Source organism: Microbacterium sp. CGR2 (genome assembly GCF_003626735.1).
Taxonomy (GTDB): Bacteria; Actinomycetota; Actinomycetes; order Actinomycetales; family Microbacteriaceae; genus Microbacterium.
This window is the reverse complement of the sequence record NZ_RBHX01000001.1, coordinates 2,135,790-2,154,274: the sequence shown is the minus strand read 5'-3', so window position 1 is coordinate 2,154,274 and position 18,485 is coordinate 2,135,790. Positions and strand designations below refer to the sequence as shown.

Genomic DNA, 18,485 nt, shown 5'->3' with positions numbered 1-18,485 from the left:
TCCGCTCAGCCGTCGATGAACCGGGCGAAGCGCGCGAGGGCGGCAGCGACAGCGGCCTCATCGGCCGGGGGCTGGAACAGCTCGGGCGATGCACCCTGCGACGCCGTCGCATGCGTCCAGCATCCGATCACACGTCCGTTCTCGACGAGCGTCGCGCGCACCATGCCGTTCTTGCCGGGCCCGACGGCGGACAGGTACTCGGGGGCACACACGGTCGTGCGGTCGGCGTAGGAGATGTAGTACTCGTCGAACGCGCCGAGCGCGTGGACGGACGCTGCGCCTGGCGCGCGCCTCGGGCGCTCGGGAGCGACGAACAGACCGTCGGCGATCTCGAGCAGCCGGGGCGCCGCGCGGCCGGCGGCCTCGCGTGACTGGCCGAGAGTGAGCCCCGACCACCAGGCGAAATCCGTGACGCCGGCTGGCCCGTGGCCGACGATGTATCGCAGGAAGAGCTCGGCGAGTGGATCGTCGGGGTGCTCCTGCTCGCGCACGTGCTCCGCCACCAGGACGAAACGCTGTTCCCTCGTGACACCGTCGCGGGCGACCACCGGGCCCTGACAGATGAGCCCGTCGATCGTCAGGGTGAAGAGCAGATGGATGCCGCGCTGGCCTCCCGGGTCGATCCCGATCCCGGCGAGGATCTCGAAGATCTCGGCCCGGGTGAGACCGCCCTGGCGCAGAGCCGGGGTCAGGGCTGCCACCGCCGCCGCGACCACGTCGTCGTCGATGCCGAGTTGCCGATGCCGCGAAGCGGCCTGCTGCCGTTGACGCCCGGCGGTGACCTCGAGGATCCAGCCGAGGTCTCGTGCGCGAACGGTGTGCAGGGTGCCGCGCATGGTCCACGCGCGCACGAGTTCTCCGCGGTCGAACGCGGCGTCCACATCGCTGAGTCGCGGTCCGCCACGCGTGCGTACCGCGAGCGCCCACCGCCCCGCGGTGAAGTCCTGGCTCTGCACCGCCACCAGCTGCCCCGCCGCCTCCTCCACCGTCTTCGCCGGAGCGGTGAGGCGATGCGATCGGAGACGCTCGGCCAGGAGGGTCGCGGTCTTCATGCCCCCATCATGCCCGGCGAGGCCGACATCGCGGGAGTGCCGGTCGTTCGTCAGTAGCGGGCCGAGAACGCGCCGTCGCTCTTGAGCAGCTGTCCGGAGATCCAGCGTCCCTCTGCGGAGACGAGGAACTCGACCACGGCGGCCACGTCGCCCGGGCGCCCCAGCCTGCCCAGCGGAGTGGCGTCACCGAGAGCGACGCGCGTCGGGTCATCCATCCACCCCGTGTCGATGGGCCCCGGATTCAGCACGTTCGCCGAGATCCCGTGGGGTCCCAGCTCGCGAGCAGCGGAGATCACGAGCCGGTCGAGCGCGCCCTTGGATGCACCGTAGGGCAGGTTGCCGGTCACGTGATCGCTCGTGAGCGCGACGATGACACCTCCGTCGTCGCCGACCTGTCGGGCGAAGGCAGCGATCAACAGCAGGCTCGCTCGAGCGTTGACGGCGACGTGCAGGTCGAAGCTCTCGGCCGTCGTGTCGAGGATGCCCGACTCGACGTCGTGCGCATGACTGAGGATGAGGGCGGAGATCGGTCCGTGAGCAGCATTCACCGCTGCGATCAGCGTCTCGGGTCCCTCAGGGGTCGACAGGTCTGCGACGAGGTCGGCATCGTGCAGATCGCTGGTGACGACGGTCCAGCCGGCTGCACGCAGGCGAGGGACGATGCCGGCGGCGATGCCGTCGGCGCGGGCGGCGCCGGTGATCAGAGCGAGGGGCATCCGGTTACGGTACCGCAGTACCGCAGTACCGGAGCCGGTCAGGCGAGCGCGGTTATCGCGTCGCGCAGGATGCCATCGGCCCCGTGCAGCGCGGGTGCGGCCGCCTCCGCAGAAGCACCTGTCGCGAGCATCAGCAGGGCGAGCTTGACTGAACCGTCCGCGGAGGCGAGTGCGCGGGCGGCGTCGTCGATCCCGACGCCCGCGAGCTGCGACACAGTCCGGAGGGACCGCGCGTGGAGCTTCTCGTTGGTCGCGAGCAGATCGACCATGACACCGCGGTACGTCTTGCCGAGCTTGATCATGGACAGGGTGGTGAGCATGTTCACCACCAGCTTCTGGGCGGTGCCGGACTTCAGTCGCGTCGAGCCGGAGATGAACTCCGGTCCCGTGACGACCTCGATCGCGATGTCGGATGCTGCGCCGATCGCCGACGAGGAGTTCGAGGCGACGGCCACGGTGAGCGCGCCCCGGCCCCGCGCGAAGAGAAGTCCACCTGTGACGTAGGGCGTGCGCCCGGACGCCGAGATGCCCACGACGGTGTCGTGCTCGGTGAGCCCGAGCTCGCGCAGCGAGAGCGCCGCGGCGTCCGCATCGTCTTCGGCATTCTCGACGGCGGAACGGATCGCGGCCTCTCCCCCGGCGATCAAGCCGACCACCATCGACGGGTCGGTCCCGAACGTCGGCGGGCATTCGCTTGCATCGAGGACGCCGATCCGTCCCGCCGTGCCCGCGCCGATGTAGATGAGACGGCCGCCCCGACGGAACCGGGCGGTGATGCCGTCGACGGCCGCCGCGATCTGCGGTGCACGTTCTGCCACGGCTTCCGGGACGCGCCGGTCCTCCGCGTTCATCCGCCGCACGAGCTCGATGGTGTCGAGCAGGTCGAGGTCGCCGCGTTCTGTCGTCGACGCTTCGGTGTCGAGCTGGGCGAGCTCTTCGAGCAGGGCGTGAAGTCTGGTGTCATCCTGCGGCACGGTGCACGAACCTTTCATGGGGGAGATCGAAACGTCGGGCGAGGAGCAGCGCGCCGTCGAGGGCATCACCTGTCGCGGGCACGACCACACGCCCCGCGGCGTCGAGCGAGGAGGCCAGTGCCTCACGGAACCAGGCGTGTTCGGTGAGGCCCCCGTGCAGCACCACGTCGAGGGTGCGCGTCGAAGCGGCGACAGCCGAGGCTGTGAGCAGCCGCACCGCGTGCGTGGCGATCTCGCCGGCCACGAAGTCCGCTTCGGCGGCCGCGTCGAGGACGATCGGGGCGAGAGTGGCGAGGCTCCGCGGCAGCGGCGTGCTCCGAGCGAGCCAGGACGGGATGTCGGATACTGCGCCGACCGGTCCTGTGATCGCTCCGGTGAGAGAGGTGGGTGGCCCGAGTCCGGAGGAGGCGCGCAGCACCGCGCGCAGGGCTTCGCGCCCCAACCAGGAGCCGCTGCCGAAGTCGCCCAGTTCGGGGCCCCATCCGTCGATCAGGCGCGCACCGTCGCCGTCGATGCCCAGGGCGGCGGCTCCGGTACCGGCGATGAGCAGCACACCATCGCGGCCGTCGAGCGCTCCGGCGTGGGCCGCCACGACATCGGAAGTCACGACGGCAGGGACGCCGAGCGCCGCGGAGAGGCGCGACGAGAGATCGGATGCCGCAGCGGGAGCAGCCCACGCCCCGGCGGCACCGACGCCGACGACCCCGAACTCCTGTTCGAGGTCGGCGAGTACCGGACGGATCGCGGCGACCGCCAGCGAGACGCCGTCTGACGCTGCGAGGCCGGGTGCTCCGGTTCCGGCACGGACGTCGCCTCGCTCAGGGCTCGCGATGACCGCGCGACAACTCGACTTGCCGAGGTCGATGGCGAGAACGCCGGGCGAAACAGTCATGAAAATAGTCTACGCATCACAGAGCCAGCGTGAAACAATTGTTCATACCGAGCGCAGGAGACATATGAGCATCCAGACGACCATAGCCACGGCCGCCGATACGCTGCCGCGCTCACTGGCGAGGATCGCGCGCGTCATCAGCGAGAACCCCTCGACGGTGATCGAGAGCACGATCTCCGAGCTCGCATCGGCCTGCGAGACCTCCGTCGCGTCGGTCGTGCGTTTCTGCCGGGCGATCGGTCTCAGCGGCTATCCCGCGCTGCGGATGGCTCTCGCCGCGGAACTCGGGCGGGAGTCCGCGCAGTTCAGCGCCCCCGCCGGATTCGGGTCGGAGATCGCACTCGGCGACACTCTGCGCGATGCCGTGTCGAAAATCGCCGCACTGGAACTCCTGGCGATCGAGGAGACCGTCGGCAACGTCGACTACGCGGTCCTGGCTGCAGCGGTCGATGCGATCGACGAGGCCGAGCGGATCCTGCTGTTCGGAGTGGGTGCGAGCCGGCTCGCGGCATCCGATCTCGGGCTGAAACTCCTGCGCATCGGCCGTACGGCCATCGTTCTCGCCGACGCCCATGAGGCGAGCGCCGCGGCCGCGCTCGGCGCGACCAAGAGCGTGGCCATCGGCTTCTCCAACTCCGGATCCACGATCGAGACCGTTCGTTTTCTTCAGGCGGCCCGCTCGGCGGGAACAACGACCATCGGCATCACGAGCGCTGCCGACTCCGCGTTGGCGGATGCTGCCGATCATGCGCTGTTCACGCACGCGCGCGAGCCGCGCCTGAGATCGGGGGCGATGGTGAGCAGGATCGCCCAGCTCGCCCTCGTGGACTGCCTGTTCGTCGGAGTCGGTCAGCGGCGGCATGCGTACACCGTGCACGCGCTGCAGCGGACGGCCGAGGCTGCGCGAACGCTCCGCGGCGAATGAGCGGGGTGCAGTTGCCGCTGTCCTCGGCAGTAGCCTGAAGTGGTGACCCACATCATCCCCGCCGGCGCTGTTCTTCTCGACATGGACGGGACGCTGGTCGATTCGACCGCGGTGGTGGAGCGGCTCTGGCTCGCGTGGGCGGAGCCGCATGGCCTCGATCCGGAAACCGTCCTCAGCGTGGTGCACGGACGGCAGGGTCACCAGAGCATGGCCATCATGCTTCCCGGACGGGACCACGAGATCAACCTTCGCGAGAACGAGGCGATGCTCGCGAACGAGACCGGAGACGTCGGCGGTGTGGTGGAGATAGCGGGAGCTGCATCCTTGCTCGAGGCATTGCGAGCGTTTCCGCACGCCGTCGTCACCTCGGCGAACGTGCCGTTGATGAACGCGCGGATGGGCGAGGCGGGCCTCGCGGTACCCGCGCTGGCTGTCACCGCGGAGGATGTGTCGGCATCGAAGCCCGATCCGGAGGGGTTCCTCCTCGGCGCGAGGATGCTCGGAGTCGCTCCGGCGGACTGTGTCGTCCTGGAAGATTCTGCCGCTGGCATCCAGGCCGCTCATGCCGCGGGTATGCGGGTCATCGGTGTCGGAGAACATGCCGCCGGACACTCCCCCGAGTTCGCCGTCGTCGACCTGACCGGCATCTCCGTCGTCGCCGCTGAGCAGGGGTTCGAGCTTCGCATCGACTGAGGTCGCACGATCCGGCGCGGCTACGATGAGGCGATGCGACGATTCCCCGCTTCGGTCTACGGCGTCGGGACGGAACCCGATCCACGTTTCTCGCTGGCGAACGAGCGTACTTTCCTGGCGTGGACGCGCACGGCGCTCGCGCTGATCGCCGGCGGGGTCGCCCTCGAAGTACTCGGCCTGGACCTGCACCCGGGCTTCCGTCTGGCGGCGTCGCTGCTCCTCATCGCCGGGGGCACGGCCGTGGCTCCGCTCGCCTGGTGGGAGTGGATGCGGGCGGAGCGAGCACTTCGACAGTCGCGGCCGTTGCCGGGCGCGTTCTCGGCGGTTCTGCTTGCGATCGTCGTGGTGGTCGTCGGCCTGCTCGTCTTGGCCGGAGTGTTGTGGCGGTGACCGCGCCGAGGCCGTTCGATCCGGGTCTGCAGCCGGAACGGACCGAACTGGCTTGGCGCCGGACCGCGTTGGCCATCGCGATCGGTTCGTTGCTCTCCTTGCGCGTCTTTCCTGTTGCGCTGCCCGCGGATGCGGATGCATGGGGGTTCGTACCCAGTGTCATCGGACTGGCCACGGCGTGCGTCCTCTGGTTCTCCGCGCGACGGAGGCAGGTGCGCGTGACGGCGGCATTGACCAAGACGGCCGGGGCTGATCATCGCGGGGCTGTCCATCGCGGGGCGGGACTTCCGGGCGCGGGGCTGCTCCTGGGGCTGTCCGCTTTCAGCGCCGGCTTCGGGCTCCTGGCGCTTGCCCTCGTCGTGATCTCCGCAGCCACGTAGACCGCCACGATCCACCGTCGGGCCGGAATTCAGCGGGTGCGCAGGCCGTCCAACGCGACTGTCAGCACGTCACGGGCGAGCGCGTCGGCGTCTTCCGCTCCGCCGGGTCGATACCACTCGACAAGCGAGTTGACCATGCCGAACAGGAGTCTCGTGGCGACCGAGGCGTCGATGTCTGCCCGCACTGCACCTTCGCCCTGCGCGGCGCGGACGATCTCCCTGACTTCCTGGTCGAATGCCCGCCGTCGATCGAGAGCTCGTCGTTCGACTTCGCTGTTGCCCCGGACGCGAAGCAGCAAGGTGACCGCGGGCAGGTTGGCGGCGAGAACACGAACGGCTCCCTGCAGCACGGAGGCGAGACGTTCGCTTGCCCGGATGCTTCGCGTATCGGCGAGCACTCCTTCGAGACCGTCGAGCGCTTCGCCGAGCGCCAGTTCGAGGATTTCTTCCTTCGAAGAGAAGTGGTGGTACAGGGCGGCCTTGGAAAGTCCGAGTCGGGTGGCGAGTGCGGCCACCGACGTGGCGTCGTAACCGGATTCGTTGAAGACCGCGACCGCCGCAGCGAGAAGTCCTCGACGGTCGTAACCGGGGCGCCCGCGACGAGCGGGTTCGCTGGTTGCGGGGCGTGCATCCGTCACCTGCTCAGTCTGGCACTGTCGCCCGGTCACGCGTCACGGGTCACGGGTCACACGTCACGCGTCACGCGTCACGCGTCACGCGTCACGCGTCACGCGTCACGCGTCACACGTCACACGGTCACACGTCACGCGTCACGCGGTCACGCGGCCACGCGGCCACGCAGTCACCCGGTCACGCGGTCTGCCGTTGCGGATCGCGGTGGGCGCCGTCGGTGCGGTGGGTGTTCGGGTTCCACCATCGTCGGGTGGGGTCCCACCAGGCGGGTCCGCGGACGGAGGGGATGCCGTTGTGCATGCGGATCTCCCACCCGGATGTGTCGAGGGTGCGGTGGTGGTGCCAGCACAACGCGACCCCGTTGTCGGTGCTGGTCGGCCCACCTCGGGCGTGCTCTTGGACGTGGTGGATCTCACACCAGGATGCGGGGACATGACACCCCGGGATCAAGCATTCTTTATCTCGGAGAGTGATCGCGCGTCTCTGGTGGACGGTGAAGATCCGGTCGGTCGATCCGATACCGAGGATCCGCCCTTCCGGGTCGAACAGCACGCGTTGCACCATGCCCCCGCATGCGGTGTGGCGGGCGGTGCCGACGGTGACCGGGATGTCGGTCCCGTCGACGTGCGCCCACCCGCGCCCGGTCGCATAATCCTCCGCCGTGACAGATACCACGAGGGTCGGGGCGGCACCACCGAGGCGGGGCATGTCGTCGTGGCGGGCCGCGATACCGAGCGCTGCGGCGAGGGCGTCGTGCTGAAGTTGGATGTGGGAGCGGGTGTCCGTGATCCCGACCGGCATCGTGTTCGCGAACCGATCAGTGTCTTCGCTGCAGCCTTCGGCACGATCATCCTCGTCTGAGAGTGCGAAGTGCACGCCGGGCAAGGGCGGCCCGTCGACCTTGGGATTCAGATATGCATCCCAGATGCGCTGCAACTGCGCCGCGACCTCCGGCAGCAACCGACCCGACAGGGGAATCAGGCCGTCTTTCGCGCGTCACAACCGCACACCCCGCGACCTCGCCGCCCGCTCATGCTCGGGCTCCGCCCCATCCGGATCCAGATACGCCACGATCACCTGAGCAAGCACCCGCAGATCCTCCGGCGTCGGCGCCGGACCCGGCACCACACCCTCACCCGGCTCCACGCCCATCATGCCGCGCGCATAGGCCGCCAGTTCCGCATCCGCCCGCAACCGGTCCTCAGTCCCGATCCGGGGACCGGCCTGCTCCAACGGCCCCGTCGCCGCCAACAACCCCGCCACCCCGATCGTCCCATCCCGCAACGCCTCCCGCAGCGCCGGCCACCGGCCCGGCAACGGAGCCCCCGACGTCAACTCCGTCTCCCGCCGCACCAACTTCGACGCCTTCACCACCCGCGCCCCACCCGCAGCATCCGTCCGCAACGCCCGCTGCACCAACTCATTCGACGACCGACACCCGAACGCCACACCGAAACCCTGATCAGCAGACGCCACCGCCTCGACCACCAGCGCCTCCACCCGCCGATGCGCCTCACCCAGGCCCCGAAGAAGCTCCACCCGCTCCGCATCCGACAAACCCGCCACCACACCAGAACCCACCACACCAGAACCCACCACACCATCCAGATCGGCAACGACCCGACCGATGACCTCCGACGTGTTGTTCATACCCCCATTCAACCCGGAGCCACCGACATTCAGACCCGGTAATCCCCAGATCAGACCGATATTCCAGTACACCCGCGAAACGGTCCAGCCGTCCGGCCGCACGCCTCCGCTAGTGTGAGGAAGATGATCGGAGCGAGCACATGCTCTTAGAACACCGTGGCCATCAACCCTCAATCCACCCGACGGCGTACATCGCGCCGTCCGCCGTGATCGTGGGGGCCGTGCGAATCGCGGCGGGCGTTCGAGTTCTGCACGGAGCGGTGATCACAGCGGAGGACGGCGAGGTCGCCATCGGCGAAGACACCGTCGTCATGGAGCACGCTCTGATACGCGGGCGTTCCGGCCACAACGTTCACATCGGCGTGGCAGTCATGATCGGACCCCATGCCCATGTGAACGGGAGCATCGTGGAGGACGAGGTCTTCATCGCCACCAACGCTTCTCTGTTCCCTGGCAGCCGTATCGGCGCGGGCGCCGAGGTCCGGATCAACGGCGTCGTACAGGTCAACACGGTCCTGGAGCCCGGCGACATGGTTCCTATCGGATGGGTTGCGGTCGGAGCGCCCGCGTCGATCCTCCCACCGGAACGTCATGACGACATCTGGGCGATACAGCGAGACCTCGATTTCGGCGGAACAGTGTATGGCGTCGGACGCGATGTGCCGATGCGAGACCTCATGCGGCAGCAGTCCGAGTACTACGGTTCGCACGCCGACGACCGGGCCATCGACCACTGAGGGCGATTCGTGGATGCACGGCCCGGATCTCGAGTCAGACGAAGCCGCCCAGCTGCTGATGTACGGGGACGGCTGACAGCGACGCGCTCCACTCCCGGTCGCTAGTGTCGATGGGGTGAAGAGGAATCGTCGAGCAGGAATCGCGTGGGCGGCGGCGCTCGTTGTCGCCACCGTCGGTCTGACCCTTCTGATCGCGGGACTGCTCACGCCTGTCTCATTCGGGTGGTTTGCGTATCAACCGCTCGCCGACGCCACTTTCACGCCCGGCGACGCCGGCATCTTCGTTTCCCGAATGACGCTCAACGGAGCGGCACTTCTGGCCCTGGGGCTGATCGGTGCGGCCTTTCTCGCGGGGCGGCGTGCCGGCGCTGCCCGTGCCGGCACGGCCCGGGAACCCGAAAACACTCCCTGACCGATCCCGCAGCCGCCGCTCCGGCCGCGCACCTCAGCTCGGCCCGAAGTCCTCGAAGATCAAGGTCGTGCGCGTCGACCGGATCGACGGAATGGCTTGGATGTCTTCGAGCACGATCCGGCGCAGATCCCGCGCATCATTGGCGCGCACCAGGAGGATGACGTCGAAGTCGCCGCCCACGAGCGCCATGTGTTCGATCTCCGGGATGTTCCGCAGACGGTCCCGCACGTCCTGCCACGTCGCCTGTTCGATCGCCAGCGTCACATACGCACTCGCATGATGCCCGAGCAGCACGGGGTCGGTCACCACGGAGTATCCCGTGATCACACCCGCATCCGTCAGCCGTCTGATCCGCGCGTGCACCCCGGCGCGCGAGATGTGCACGGCTTCGGCGATGGACGTCATCGACGACCGCGCGTCTCTGCGGAGCTCGTCCAGGATCGCGTGATCCACAGCATCCAGCACCATCGTGAGAACCCCTTCGTTCCGTCGCTGAAGTCTGACACTTCGGCGCAAGAATCCGCAATTACTTATCGATCGTTCAGTTTTTGCGGTCTCCCCTGGGACGTCTGTCCGGAAGGGAGCATGCTGTCCTCATCGAGTTCGGCAAGGAGGCGGAACGGATGCAGCACACCGACATGCTCCCGCGCGACGTCGCGGTGCAACTGCTCGACCACGACGGCATTCCCGTCGCCGATCCTCGGTTCACGCTGCCCGATACGGACACACTGCTCCGGGCGTATCGAGGTCTCGTCGAAGGACGACGCATCAACGATCAGGCAGGAGCCCTCGTGCGCCAGGGCCGACTCGCGGTCTACCCCTCGTCGCATGGCCAGGAGGCCTGCCAAGTGGCCGCCGCGATGGTCCTCGGCGACGCGGACTGGCTGTTCCCGACGTACCGCGATTCGGTCGCCATCATCGGTCGAGGGGTGGACCCGGCCGAGGCTCTCGTTCTCCTCAAGGGCGATTGGCATTCGGGATACGACGTGCGGGCGCACCGCGTCGCCCCGCAGACGACGCCTCTCGCCACGCAGCTGTTGCATGCGGTCGGGTTCGCCCACGCCGCCAAGCATCGTGGTGAGGACACGGTCGTCCTCGCCCTCTGCGGCGACGGCGCCACCAGCGAAGGCGACTTCCACGAGGCGCTGAACTTCGCCGCCGTCTTCCACGTCGCCGTCGTCTTCTTCGTACAGAACAACGGCTTCGCGATCTCAGTGCCGCTCGCCCGCCAGACCGCTGCGCCCTCCCTGGCACATAAGGCCATCGGCTACGGGATGCCGGGGCAGCGCGTCGACGGCAACGACGTCGCCGCCGTCCTGGCAGTGCTCGGCGAAGCCGTTTCCCGTGCACGCGCAGGCGGCGGACCCTCGCTCGTCGAAGCGCACACGTACCGGATGCAGGCCCACACCAACGCTGACGATGACATGCGCTACCGCGACCGCGACGACGTGCAGGCGTGGACGCCTCGCGACCCGCTGCTGCGCCTGCACGCCCACCTCACCGACATCGGCGCGCTCGACACGGCGGCCGACGAACGGTACAGGGCCGGCGCGGACGGGATCGCCGAAGCGATGCGCAGGGATCTCAACCGGGATGCCGACGTCGAGCCCCACGACCTCTTCCGGTTCGTGACCGAGACGCCGTCGCCTCAACTCGATGAGCAGTGGGACCTGCTCCGCGGCGAGATCCAACGCGCACGCCTCGCCGAGGTCGTCCCCGACGAGGCTTCCGACCGCGACCACCACCAGGTCGGAGGTGCCCGGTGACCCTCGCAGACGATGCCGTCCGCACCGAAGCCACTGCCCCCGTGCGGGACGTGGCGCAGATGAGCATGGCCGCCGCGCTCAACCGAGCTCTGGCCGATGCGCTGGCGGCAGACCCTGCGGTGCTCGTCTTCGGCGAGGACGTCGGCGCTCTCGGCGGCGTCTTCCGCATCACCGACGGGCTCACCGCGCGTTTCGGCGAGGAGAGCTGCTTCGACACACCCCTCGCCGAGTCGGGAATCGTCGGCACGGCGGTCGGGATGGCCATGAACGGCATGCGCCCCGTGGTCGAGATGCAGTTCGACGCGTTCGCCCTCCCGGCCTTCGAGCAGATCGTCAGTCACGTCGCCAAGTTCGGCAACCGCACGCGCGGTCAGGTGCGGATGCCGTTGGTGATCCGTATCCCGTTCGGCGGCGGCATCGGCGGCGTTGAGCACCACTGCGACTCCTCCGAGGCGTACTACGCACATACTCCCGGTCTCACCGTGGTCAGTCCCTCGACACCGCAGGACGCCTACTCGCTCCTGCGCGCAGCGATCGCCTCCCCTGATCCGGTGATCTTCCTCGAGCCGAAGAAGCTGTACTGGACCAAAGGCGAGGTGGACACGTCGATCACCACCCAGATCGGCACGGCTCGCATCGCTCGGCCCGGCACGGACGTGACTCTCCTGGCGTACGGCGCCTCGGTGCCGCTCGCCCTGGAGGCGGCCGACGTCGCTGCCTCGGAAGGGCGCAGCGTGCAGGTCGTGGACGTGCGCTCCCTCTCGCCCTTCGATGACGAGACGGTCACGGCGGCGGTGCGCTCGACGGGCCGTGCCGTGGTCATCGCGGAGGCTCCGGGGTACGCATCCGTCGCCTCCGAGATCCAGGCTCGTGTGTTCGAGCGCTGCTTCGAATTCCTTGCGGCGCCCGTCCGGCGCGTCACCGGCTTCGACGTCCCCTATGCCCCGCCCAAGCTCGAGCATTGGTATCTGCCCGATGTCGATCGCGTCCTCGATGCCATCGACACGCTGCACTGGGACGACGAAGAATGAGCACCCGGATGCGCTCCGGCACGACGAATCAGGTCTTTCGCCTCCCCGACCTCGGCGAGGGTCTGACCGAGGCCGGTCTGGTGCAGTGGCTCGTAGCCGTCGGTGATGCGATCTCGACCGACCAGCCCGTCGCCGAGGTCGAGACCGCGAAGAGCATCGTGGAGCTGCCTTCTCCGTTCGCCGGTGTCGTCGTCGCCCTGCATGGCGAAACCGGTGACACCATCGGCGTCGGCGCACCCGTGCTCGAGGTGGCACCTTTCGGCTCGCACGAGGATGCGGAGACGGATGCGGCGACGGATGCGGCGACGGATCCCTCCGCAGACACCTCCGGCCGAGACACCTACCGCCAGGAAGAGCGCGCCGGTTCCGGCAACGTGCTCATCGGCTACGGCACCACGGAGCGCACAGCATCCGGACGCCGCCGGCCGGCCATCCGTACTTCCGACGACACCCCACAGGTCACCCCTCGCCCTGTCGCGGTCCGCTCTCCGATCGTGCGGCGCCTGGCCAGAGACCTCGGGCTGGACGTGCGCGTCATCGCGGCCACCGGCACAGACGGTGCCGTGACGCGGGCCGATGTCCTCCGCGCCGCTGCCGACCATGCCGTGGACGGACCACCCTCCCACACGCCGACCGTCGGCCCGGACACCATGCTCGACGGTCTCGCGGTACGTTCGCGCGAAAGGCTGTCCCCGCTGCGCAAAGCCGTCAGCGCCAAGCTCTCCCGTAGCCGCGCGGAGATTCCCGAGGCGACGGTATGGGTCGACATCGATGCGACCGCTCTGTGGGACCTGCGAACGCAGATGGCTCCCGAGGGCGTGACGGCACCGTCTTTGACCGCTCTCCTCGGCCGTTTCGTGCTGATCGCGCTCGAAGATTTTCCGATTCTGGCCTCGCGTCTCAGCGAGACCGCCGAGGAACTGATCGCGTTCGACGGCGTGAACCTCGGCGTCGCCACCGACACCGAGCGGGGGCTCCTGGTCCCCGTGATCCCCCGCGCGCACGCCCTCACGGTCGAGCAGCTCGACAGCGCGTTGCGGGATCTCGCCGCTGCCGCCCGCGCCGGAAACATGCCGGCAGAGCACCTTCGCGGATCGACCTTCACCCTCAACAACTACGGCGGGTTGGGTGTCGACGGGTCGGCCGCCATCATCAACCACCCGGACGTCGCCATCCTCGGCATCGGCCGCATCATCGAACGCCCCTGGGTGGTCGAGGGCGAGATCGTTGTACGTCGCGTCGCTCAGCTGTCGCTCGTGTTCGACCATCGTGTCTGCGACGGCGGATACGCCGCGGGGTTCCTTCGACGTGTCGCCGAACTCATCGAGCATCCGCTCCGGATCTTCGGGAGACTCTGATGGTCGACGTGTTCCTCGTCGGCGGGGTGCGCACACCCGTCGGGCGTTACGGCGGGGCCCTCGCCGACGTCCGCCCGGACGACCTCGCCGCCCTCGCCGTTCGTGAGGCACTCGACCGGGCAGGCGTCCCGGACGCCGCCGTCGATGAGGTCATCCTCGGAGCGGCGAATCAAGCCGGGGAAGACAACCGGAACGTCGCGCGCATGGCGGTGCTGCTCGCAGGCCTCCCCGACACCGTCCCCGGGGTCACCGTCAACCGGCTGTGCGCATCCGGAATGTCGGCGATCGCGCTGGCTGCCCAGGCGATCCGCGCCGGAGACGCCGACGTCATCGTCGCCGGCGGCGCGGAATCGATGACGCGTGCGCCGTGGGTGCAGGCGAAGCCACAGCGCGCCTGGGGGAAGCCGGGTGAGTCGTTCGACACCTCGATCGGCTGGCGGTTCACCAACCCGCGCCTCCGCGCGCGAGACAAGGCGACCTCCTCGATGCCCGAGACAGCCGAAGAGGTCGCTCGCCGCGACGGCATCACCCGCGAGGATGCCGACGCCTTCGCCCTGCGAAGTCAGCAGCGCGCCATCGCCGCGATCGACGCCGGACGGTTCGACGCCGAGACCGTCTCCGTGGCCACGCGCACCGGCGAGCTCACGACCGACGAGGGCCCGCGCCGAGACACGAGCCTCGAAGTTCTCGCGGGGCTGCGCCCTGTCGTGCCCGGGGGCAGCGTCGTCACCGCCGGCAACTCCAGCTCCCTCAACGACGGCTCCTCCGCGATCGTGGTGGCGAGCGCCGACGCGGTCCGCCGTCTCGGTCTGACTCCTCGGGCGCGCATCCTCACCACGACCTCGGCGGGCCTGGCCCCGGAGATCATGGGCCTCGGCCCGGTTCCCGCGACCGAGAAAGCGCTTCAGCGCGTCGGCATCCCGATCTCCCGGATCGGTGCCGTCGAGCTCAACGAAGCCTTCGCGACGCAATCCCTCGCCTCACTCCGACGCCTCGCGATCGACCCCGAGATCGCCAACCGCGACGGCGGCGCGATCGCCCTCGGCCACCCCCTCGGATCCAGCGGATGCCGGATCGTGGTCACCCTCCTCGGCCGCATGGAGCGCGAGGGCGCTGAACTCGGTCTCGCGACGATGTGCGTCGGTGTCGGCCAGGGCACGGCGATGATCGTGGAGCGCGTGGCATGACCATCCGCGTAGAGGAGCGGGACGACCGAGTCGTGGCGACGCTCGATCGCCCCGAAAAGCGCAATGCGATCGACCAGGGCATGATCGACGACCTGCACGAGCTGTGCGCAACCCTCGAGCAGCACCCCCGCACACTCATTCTCACGGGGGCCGGGGGTGTCTTCGCGGCCGGTGCCGACATCGCCGAACTCCGCGAGCGCACGGCCGACGACGCTCGTCGCGGCATCAACGCGACGGCATTCATTCGCGTCCGCGAGCTGCCCATGCCAGTGATCGCCGCGATCGACGGGTACGCGCTCGGCGGCGGCGCCGAGCTCGCCTATGCCGCGGACATCAGGATCGGCACCCCGGCGCTGCGCATGGGCAACCCGGAAACTGGCCTCGGGATCATCGCCGCCGCCGGCGCGACGTGGCGCCTTCCGGAGATCGTCGGAGAAGCCAGGGCGAGCGAGTTGCTGCTCACCGCGCGCATCCTCGACGCGGATGAGGCTCTGGCCTGGGGGCTCGTCTCGGCGGTTCACCCCGCCGAAGAGCTCGGTGCCGCCGCGCATGCCATCGCCGACCGGATCAGCCGCAACGACCCGCTCGCCACGCAACTCACCAAGCGTGTGCTGCGCGCTCGGCCCGTCGAACATCCGGCGATCGAACGCGAACTGCAGGCGCAGCTTTTCGAGTCGCCGGAGAAGAAGCGCCGCATGACCGAGTTCCTCGAACGCCGGGCACGACGATGAACGAGCCTTCGGCCGCGGCGCCGGCACGCGTCGGCGTGATCGGCGGCGGTCGCATGGGAGCGGGGATCGCACACGCGTTCCTGCTCGCGGGTTCACGGGTGAGCGTCGTCGAACGGGATGAAGCGAGCGCCGAGGCCGCGGCGGAACGCATCGGCGAGAGCATCCGCCGCTCCGCAGAGCGCGATCCCGAGGTCGACGAGTCGGGCCTCATCCCGCGCATCGGCTGCGGCACCGACGTCGCATCCTTCGCGGACTGCGACCTGGTGATCGAGGCCGTTCCCGAAGATCGAGCGCTCAAGGACGCAGCCCTCCGCCGTGCCGAAGAGGCACTGGGACGCGGCGCGATCCTGGCCTCGAACACCTCCTCGATCTCGATCGACGACCTCGCTGCGGCCCGCACCCGGCCGGAGGACTTCCTCGGCCTGCACTTCTTCAACCCCGTGCCGTCATCGGCCCTCGTGGAGGTGGTGCGCGGCGGGGCGACCCCGGAAGCTCTCGTCCAGCAAGCCTGCGGGTGGATACGGGCACTGGGTAAGACGCCGATCGTCGTGCACGATTCCCCGGGCTTCGCCTCGTCACGACTGGGCGTTGTCCTCGGCCTCGAAGCGATCCGCATGCGGGAGGAGGGCGTCGCGAGCGCCGCCGACATCGATGCCGCCATGACCCTCGGCTACCGGCATCCGATCGGGCCGCTGCGCACGACGGACATCGTGGGACTGGATGTGCGGCTGGGCATCGCGGAGGAACTCGCCGCCACCCTGGGCGAGCGATTCGAACCACCCCGGTTGCTGCGCACGATGGTCGCCGAGGGAAAACTCGGCCGGAAGAGCGGCGAAGGCTTCTACACATGGCCGGCACCGACAGGGAACGAGGGCACGCGATGACCGATCACCTTCCGAGTTACGTCGAGGGGGCATGGTGGACGCCGTCGGGCACCGTGGACGCGACGGCGGTGCGAGATGCGTCGACCGGCGAGATCGTCGCTCGGGTGAGTGCCGACGGCCTGGATCTGGACTCCGCGCTGGAGCACGCGCGAACCGTCGGTCATGCAAGCCTCGGCGCACTCACCTTCCATCAGCGAGCCGTGCTGCTGAAGAAGTTCGCCCTCGCGCTGACCGAGCGCAAGGACGAGCTGTATGCGCTGTCCGCACGCGCCGGGGCCACGAAGACGGATTCGTGGGTCGACATCGACGGCGGTATCGGCGTGCTCTTCTCATACTCCGGGAAGGGTCGCCGTGAACTTCCCAACGGGACGGTCCATGTCGACGGCCCGGTGGAGGTGCTGTCGAAGGACGGCTCGTTCCTCGGCCGACACGTGTACACGTCCCTTCCCGGCGTCGCTGTGCAGATCAACGCCTTCAACTTCCCCGTCTGGGGGGCACTCGAGAAGCTCGCCCCTGCGTTCCTCGCCGGCATGCCGACTCTCGTGAAGCCCGCGACCCCCACCGGTTACGTCGCCGAGGCGATGGTGCGGATCCTGGTCGACTCCGGGCTGCTGCCGGAGGGGTCGCTGCAGCTCGTCAGCGGCAGCGTCCCGACGCTGTTCGACCACCTGCGTCTCGGCGACATCGTCGGCTTCACCGGCAGCGCGTCGACCGCGGAGAAACTGAAAGCACATCCGGCGGTGCAGACCGGAGGTGTGCGGTTCACGACCGAGACAGACTCGATCAACGCCTCGGTGCTCGGCGCGGATGCCGTCCCAGGGACGCCCGAGTTCGATGCGTACGTGCGCCAGCTGGTGACCGAGATGACCGCGAAGGCCGGGCAGAAGTGCACCGCCATCCGCCGGGCGATCGTGCCGACCTCGGTGGCGGATGCCGTGGTCGAGGCGGTGCGCGCGCGCATCGAAGAGAAGACCGTCCTCGGAGACCCGCGCGCCGATGGGGTCACGATGGGACCGTTGGCATCGATCGGCCAGCGGGACGAGGTCGTCCGCCAGGTGCGCCGGTTGCAGGACGCCGGCGGGAGGCTCGTGCTCGGAGCGACGGAGGTCCCCGAGGTGCGGCACGCCGACGGAACCATGGGCGCGGCTCCCGACGGCGGGTTCCTCCCACCCCTTCTGCTGCGCTTCGACGATCCGCAGGCGGATGCCGTGCACACCGTCGAAGCGTTCGGCCCGGTGGCGTCACTGTTGACCTACGACACGACCGCCGACGCCGCAGCGCTCGTCGCCCGGGGTGGCGGTTCCCTGGTGACGAGCATCGCCACCCACGATCCGGTGGAGGCTGTGGACCTCGCCCGGCGCATCGCCCCGTTCAACGGACGCGTCCTGATGCTCGACCGTGACGATGCCCGCTCGTCGACAGGCCACGGCTCTCCGCTCCCGAACCTCGTGCACGGCGGACCGGGTCGCGCCGGCGGTGGCGAAGAGCTCGGCGGCATCCGCGCGGTGCTGCACCATATGCAGCGCACGGCGGTTCAGGGCTCCCCCGAGATGCTCACCGCTCTCACCGGGGTCTGGCACGCCGGAGCGGCAGCGCAGAGCGGAGACCGGCACCCGTTCCGCAAGTCGCTGGCCGAGTTGCGCATCGGGGACCAGATCGTCTCGGCCTCTCGCGAGGTGACCCTCGACGACATCGAGACGTTCGCGCATTTCACGGGCGACACGTTCTACGCCCACATGAATGAAGACGCCGCGGCAGCGAATCCGTTCTTCCCGGGCCGTGTCGCCCACGGCTACCTGCTCGTGTCGTGGGCCGCAGGTCTCTTCGTCGACCCGGAGCCCGGTCCGGTGCTGGCGAACTACGGTCTCGAGAATCTCCGGTTCCTGACTCCGGTGTCACCCGGCGACGCGATCCGGGTCACTCTGACCGCGAAACAGATCACGCCGCGAGAGACCGACGAGTACGGCGAAGTCCGGTGGGATGCCGTCATCCGCAATCAGGCCGACGAAGACGTCGCCACCTACGACGTGCTCACCCTGGTCAGCAAGGAGCTCGCAGCGGTGTGAGGGGGGTC

21 protein-coding genes are annotated in these 18,485 nt (G+C 69.0%); 13 read left to right on the top strand and 8 right to left on the bottom strand.

Annotation, left to right across the window (positions count from 1 at the left end):
• Positions 1-5: 5 nt before the first annotated feature.
• Genes D7252_RS10860 through D7252_RS10845 form a run of 4 tightly spaced genes read right to left on the bottom strand, consistent with a single transcriptional unit; the run spans position 6 to position 3,634 of the window.
• A complete protein-coding gene (locus D7252_RS10860; RefSeq protein ID WP_120775405.1) occupies positions 6-1,052 on the bottom strand; it encodes a winged helix DNA-binding domain-containing protein in 1,047 nt (348 codons plus the stop codon).
• A 50-nt stretch (positions 1,053-1,102) separates the two neighbouring features.
• On the bottom strand, positions 1,103-1,768 hold the full coding sequence (locus D7252_RS10855) for an SDR family oxidoreductase (RefSeq protein ID WP_120775404.1): 666 nt from the start codon (positions 1,766-1,768) through the stop codon (positions 1,103-1,105).
• A 38-nt stretch (positions 1,769-1,806) separates the two neighbouring features.
• Positions 1,807-2,742, bottom strand: coding sequence for an N-acetylmuramic acid 6-phosphate etherase (gene murQ / locus D7252_RS10850; RefSeq protein WP_120775403.1), 936 nt, complete (start codon positions 2,740-2,742; stop codon positions 1,807-1,809).
• A complete protein-coding gene (locus D7252_RS10845; protein WP_120775402.1) occupies positions 2,729-3,634 on the bottom strand; it encodes an N-acetylglucosamine kinase in 906 nt (301 codons plus the stop codon). Before D7252_RS10845 ends, murQ begins: the two co-directional genes overlap by 14 nt.
• A gap of 64 nt (positions 3,635-3,698) precedes the next feature.
• Between D7252_RS10845 and D7252_RS10840 the strand changes: the two genes are divergently transcribed.
• Genes D7252_RS10840 through D7252_RS10825 form a run of 4 tightly spaced genes read left to right on the top strand, consistent with a single transcriptional unit; the run spans position 3,699 to position 6,022 of the window.
• Positions 3,699-4,559, top strand: coding sequence for a MurR/RpiR family transcriptional regulator (locus tag D7252_RS10840; RefSeq protein WP_120775401.1), 861 nt, complete (start codon positions 3,699-3,701; stop codon positions 4,557-4,559).
• Between the two features lie 42 nt (positions 4,560-4,601).
• Positions 4,602-5,252: an HAD-IA family hydrolase gene (locus D7252_RS10835; RefSeq protein WP_215110937.1), complete on the top strand. Its 651-nt coding sequence runs from the start codon at positions 4,602-4,604 to the stop codon at positions 5,250-5,252.
• Between the two features lie 33 nt (positions 5,253-5,285).
• Positions 5,286-5,642 carry a YidH family protein gene (locus D7252_RS10830; protein ID WP_120775400.1) on the top strand — a complete coding sequence of 119 codons (357 nt, stop codon included), beginning with the start codon at positions 5,286-5,288 and terminating at the stop codon, positions 5,640-5,642.
• Positions 5,639-6,022 (top strand): DUF202 domain-containing protein, encoded by a 384-nt coding sequence (locus D7252_RS10825; protein WP_120776918.1) that lies wholly within the window; start codon positions 5,639-5,641, stop codon positions 6,020-6,022. Before D7252_RS10830 ends, D7252_RS10825 begins: the two co-directional genes overlap by 4 nt.
• A 29-nt stretch (positions 6,023-6,051) precedes the next feature.
• Here the strand turns inward: D7252_RS10825 and D7252_RS10820 are convergent, their stop codons facing one another.
• From D7252_RS10820 to D7252_RS10810, 3 genes are all read right to left on the bottom strand, one after another.
• The gene (locus D7252_RS10820) at positions 6,052-6,660 is read right to left on the bottom strand and encodes a TetR/AcrR family transcriptional regulator (RefSeq protein WP_120775399.1); all 609 of its coding nucleotides are present in this window, start codon (positions 6,658-6,660) and stop codon (positions 6,052-6,054) included.
• A gap of 172 nt (positions 6,661-6,832) precedes the next feature.
• Positions 6,833-7,633: an HNH endonuclease signature motif containing protein gene (locus D7252_RS10815; protein WP_259461146.1), complete on the bottom strand. Its 801-nt coding sequence runs from the start codon at positions 7,631-7,633 to the stop codon at positions 6,833-6,835.
• An 18-nt stretch (positions 7,634-7,651) separates the two neighbouring features.
• The gene (locus D7252_RS10810; RefSeq protein ID WP_120775397.1) at positions 7,652-8,305 is read right to left on the bottom strand and encodes a hypothetical protein; all 654 of its coding nucleotides are present in this window, start codon (positions 8,303-8,305) and stop codon (positions 7,652-7,654) included.
• A gap of 140 nt (positions 8,306-8,445) precedes the next feature.
• Here D7252_RS10810 and D7252_RS10805 point away from each other — a divergent pair, with 140 nt between their 5' ends.
• Entirely contained in the window at positions 8,446-9,042 is a 597-nt protein-coding gene (locus D7252_RS10805) for a gamma carbonic anhydrase family protein (RefSeq protein WP_120775396.1), read from the top strand.
• Positions 9,043-9,157: 115 nt separating this feature from the next.
• Positions 9,158-9,454: a hypothetical protein gene (locus D7252_RS10800; RefSeq protein WP_120775395.1), complete on the top strand. Its 297-nt coding sequence runs from the start codon at positions 9,158-9,160 to the stop codon at positions 9,452-9,454.
• A 33-nt stretch (positions 9,455-9,487) separates the two neighbouring features.
• Here the strand turns inward: D7252_RS10800 and D7252_RS10795 are convergent, their stop codons facing one another.
• A complete protein-coding gene (locus D7252_RS10795; RefSeq protein WP_183055267.1) occupies positions 9,488-9,922 on the bottom strand; it encodes an Lrp/AsnC family transcriptional regulator in 435 nt (144 codons plus the stop codon).
• Between the two features lie 155 nt (positions 9,923-10,077).
• Here D7252_RS10795 and D7252_RS10790 point away from each other — a divergent pair, with 155 nt between their 5' ends.
• The 7 genes from D7252_RS10790 to paaZ are packed head-to-tail and all read left to right on the top strand — an operon-like array spanning position 10,078 to position 18,477.
• On the top strand, positions 10,078-11,220 hold the full coding sequence (locus tag D7252_RS10790; protein WP_120775394.1) for a thiamine pyrophosphate-dependent enzyme: 1,143 nt from the start codon (positions 10,078-10,080) through the stop codon (positions 11,218-11,220).
• Positions 11,217-12,251, top strand: coding sequence for an alpha-ketoacid dehydrogenase subunit beta (locus D7252_RS10785; RefSeq protein ID WP_183055266.1), 1,035 nt, complete (start codon positions 11,217-11,219; stop codon positions 12,249-12,251). Before D7252_RS10790 ends, D7252_RS10785 begins: the two co-directional genes overlap by 4 nt.
• Positions 12,248-13,609: a dihydrolipoamide acetyltransferase family protein gene (locus D7252_RS10780; RefSeq protein ID WP_251050693.1), complete on the top strand. Its 1,362-nt coding sequence runs from the start codon at positions 12,248-12,250 to the stop codon at positions 13,607-13,609. The genes D7252_RS10785 and D7252_RS10780 overlap by 4 nt, the downstream gene beginning before the upstream one ends.
• Positions 13,609-14,796, top strand: a complete 1,188-nt coding sequence (locus D7252_RS10775; protein WP_120775393.1) for a thiolase family protein — start codon at positions 13,609-13,611, stop codon at positions 14,794-14,796. The genes D7252_RS10780 and D7252_RS10775 overlap by 1 nt, the downstream gene beginning before the upstream one ends.
• Positions 14,793-15,527 carry an enoyl-CoA hydratase/isomerase family protein gene (locus tag D7252_RS10770; protein ID WP_120775392.1) on the top strand — a complete coding sequence of 245 codons (735 nt, stop codon included), beginning with the start codon at positions 14,793-14,795 and terminating at the stop codon, positions 15,525-15,527. The genes D7252_RS10775 and D7252_RS10770 overlap by 4 nt, the downstream gene beginning before the upstream one ends.
• A complete protein-coding gene (locus tag D7252_RS10765; protein ID WP_120775391.1) occupies positions 15,524-16,411 on the top strand; it encodes a 3-hydroxyacyl-CoA dehydrogenase family protein in 888 nt (295 codons plus the stop codon). The genes D7252_RS10770 and D7252_RS10765 overlap by 4 nt, the downstream gene beginning before the upstream one ends.
• On the top strand, positions 16,408-18,477 hold the full coding sequence (gene paaZ / locus D7252_RS10760) for a phenylacetic acid degradation bifunctional protein PaaZ (RefSeq protein WP_120775390.1): 2,070 nt from the start codon (positions 16,408-16,410) through the stop codon (positions 18,475-18,477). Before D7252_RS10765 ends, paaZ begins: the two co-directional genes overlap by 4 nt.
• Positions 18,478-18,485 lie beyond the last annotated feature (8 nt).

Coding starts and splice junctions, on each gene's coding strand:
- D7252_RS10860 (WP_120775405.1), bottom strand. CDS start 1,052: ATGAAGACCGCGACCCTCCTGGCCGAGCGTCTCCGATCGCATCGCCTC.
- D7252_RS10855 (WP_120775404.1), bottom strand. CDS start 1,768: ATGCCCCTCGCTCTGATCACCGGCGCCGCCCGCGCCGACGGCATCGCC.
- D7252_RS10845 (WP_120775402.1), bottom strand. CDS start 3,634: ATGACTGTTTCGCCCGGCGTTCTCGCCATCGACCTCGGCAAGTCGAGT.
- D7252_RS10840 (WP_120775401.1), top strand. CDS start 3,699: ATGAGCATCCAGACGACCATAGCCACGGCCGCCGATACGCTGCCGCGC.
- D7252_RS10830 (WP_120775400.1), top strand. CDS start 5,286: ATGCGACGATTCCCCGCTTCGGTCTACGGCGTCGGGACGGAACCCGAT.
- D7252_RS10810 (WP_120775397.1), bottom strand. CDS start 8,305: ATGAACAACACGTCGGAGGTCATCGGTCGGGTCGTTGCCGATCTGGAT.
- D7252_RS10805 (WP_120775396.1), top strand. CDS start 8,446: ATGCTCTTAGAACACCGTGGCCATCAACCCTCAATCCACCCGACGGCG.
- D7252_RS10795 (WP_183055267.1), bottom strand. CDS start 9,922: ATGGTGCTGGATGCTGTGGATCACGCGATCCTGGACGAGCTCCGCAGA.
- D7252_RS10790 (WP_120775394.1), top strand. CDS start 10,078: ATGCAGCACACCGACATGCTCCCGCGCGACGTCGCGGTGCAACTGCTC.
- D7252_RS10780 (WP_251050693.1), top strand. CDS start 12,248: ATGAGCACCCGGATGCGCTCCGGCACGACGAATCAGGTCTTTCGCCTC.
- D7252_RS10775 (WP_120775393.1), top strand. CDS start 13,609: ATGGTCGACGTGTTCCTCGTCGGCGGGGTGCGCACACCCGTCGGGCGT.
- D7252_RS10770 (WP_120775392.1), top strand. CDS start 14,793: ATGACCATCCGCGTAGAGGAGCGGGACGACCGAGTCGTGGCGACGCTC.
- D7252_RS10765 (WP_120775391.1), top strand. CDS start 15,524: ATGAACGAGCCTTCGGCCGCGGCGCCGGCACGCGTCGGCGTGATCGGC.
- paaZ (WP_120775390.1), top strand. CDS start 16,408: ATGACCGATCACCTTCCGAGTTACGTCGAGGGGGCATGGTGGACGCCG.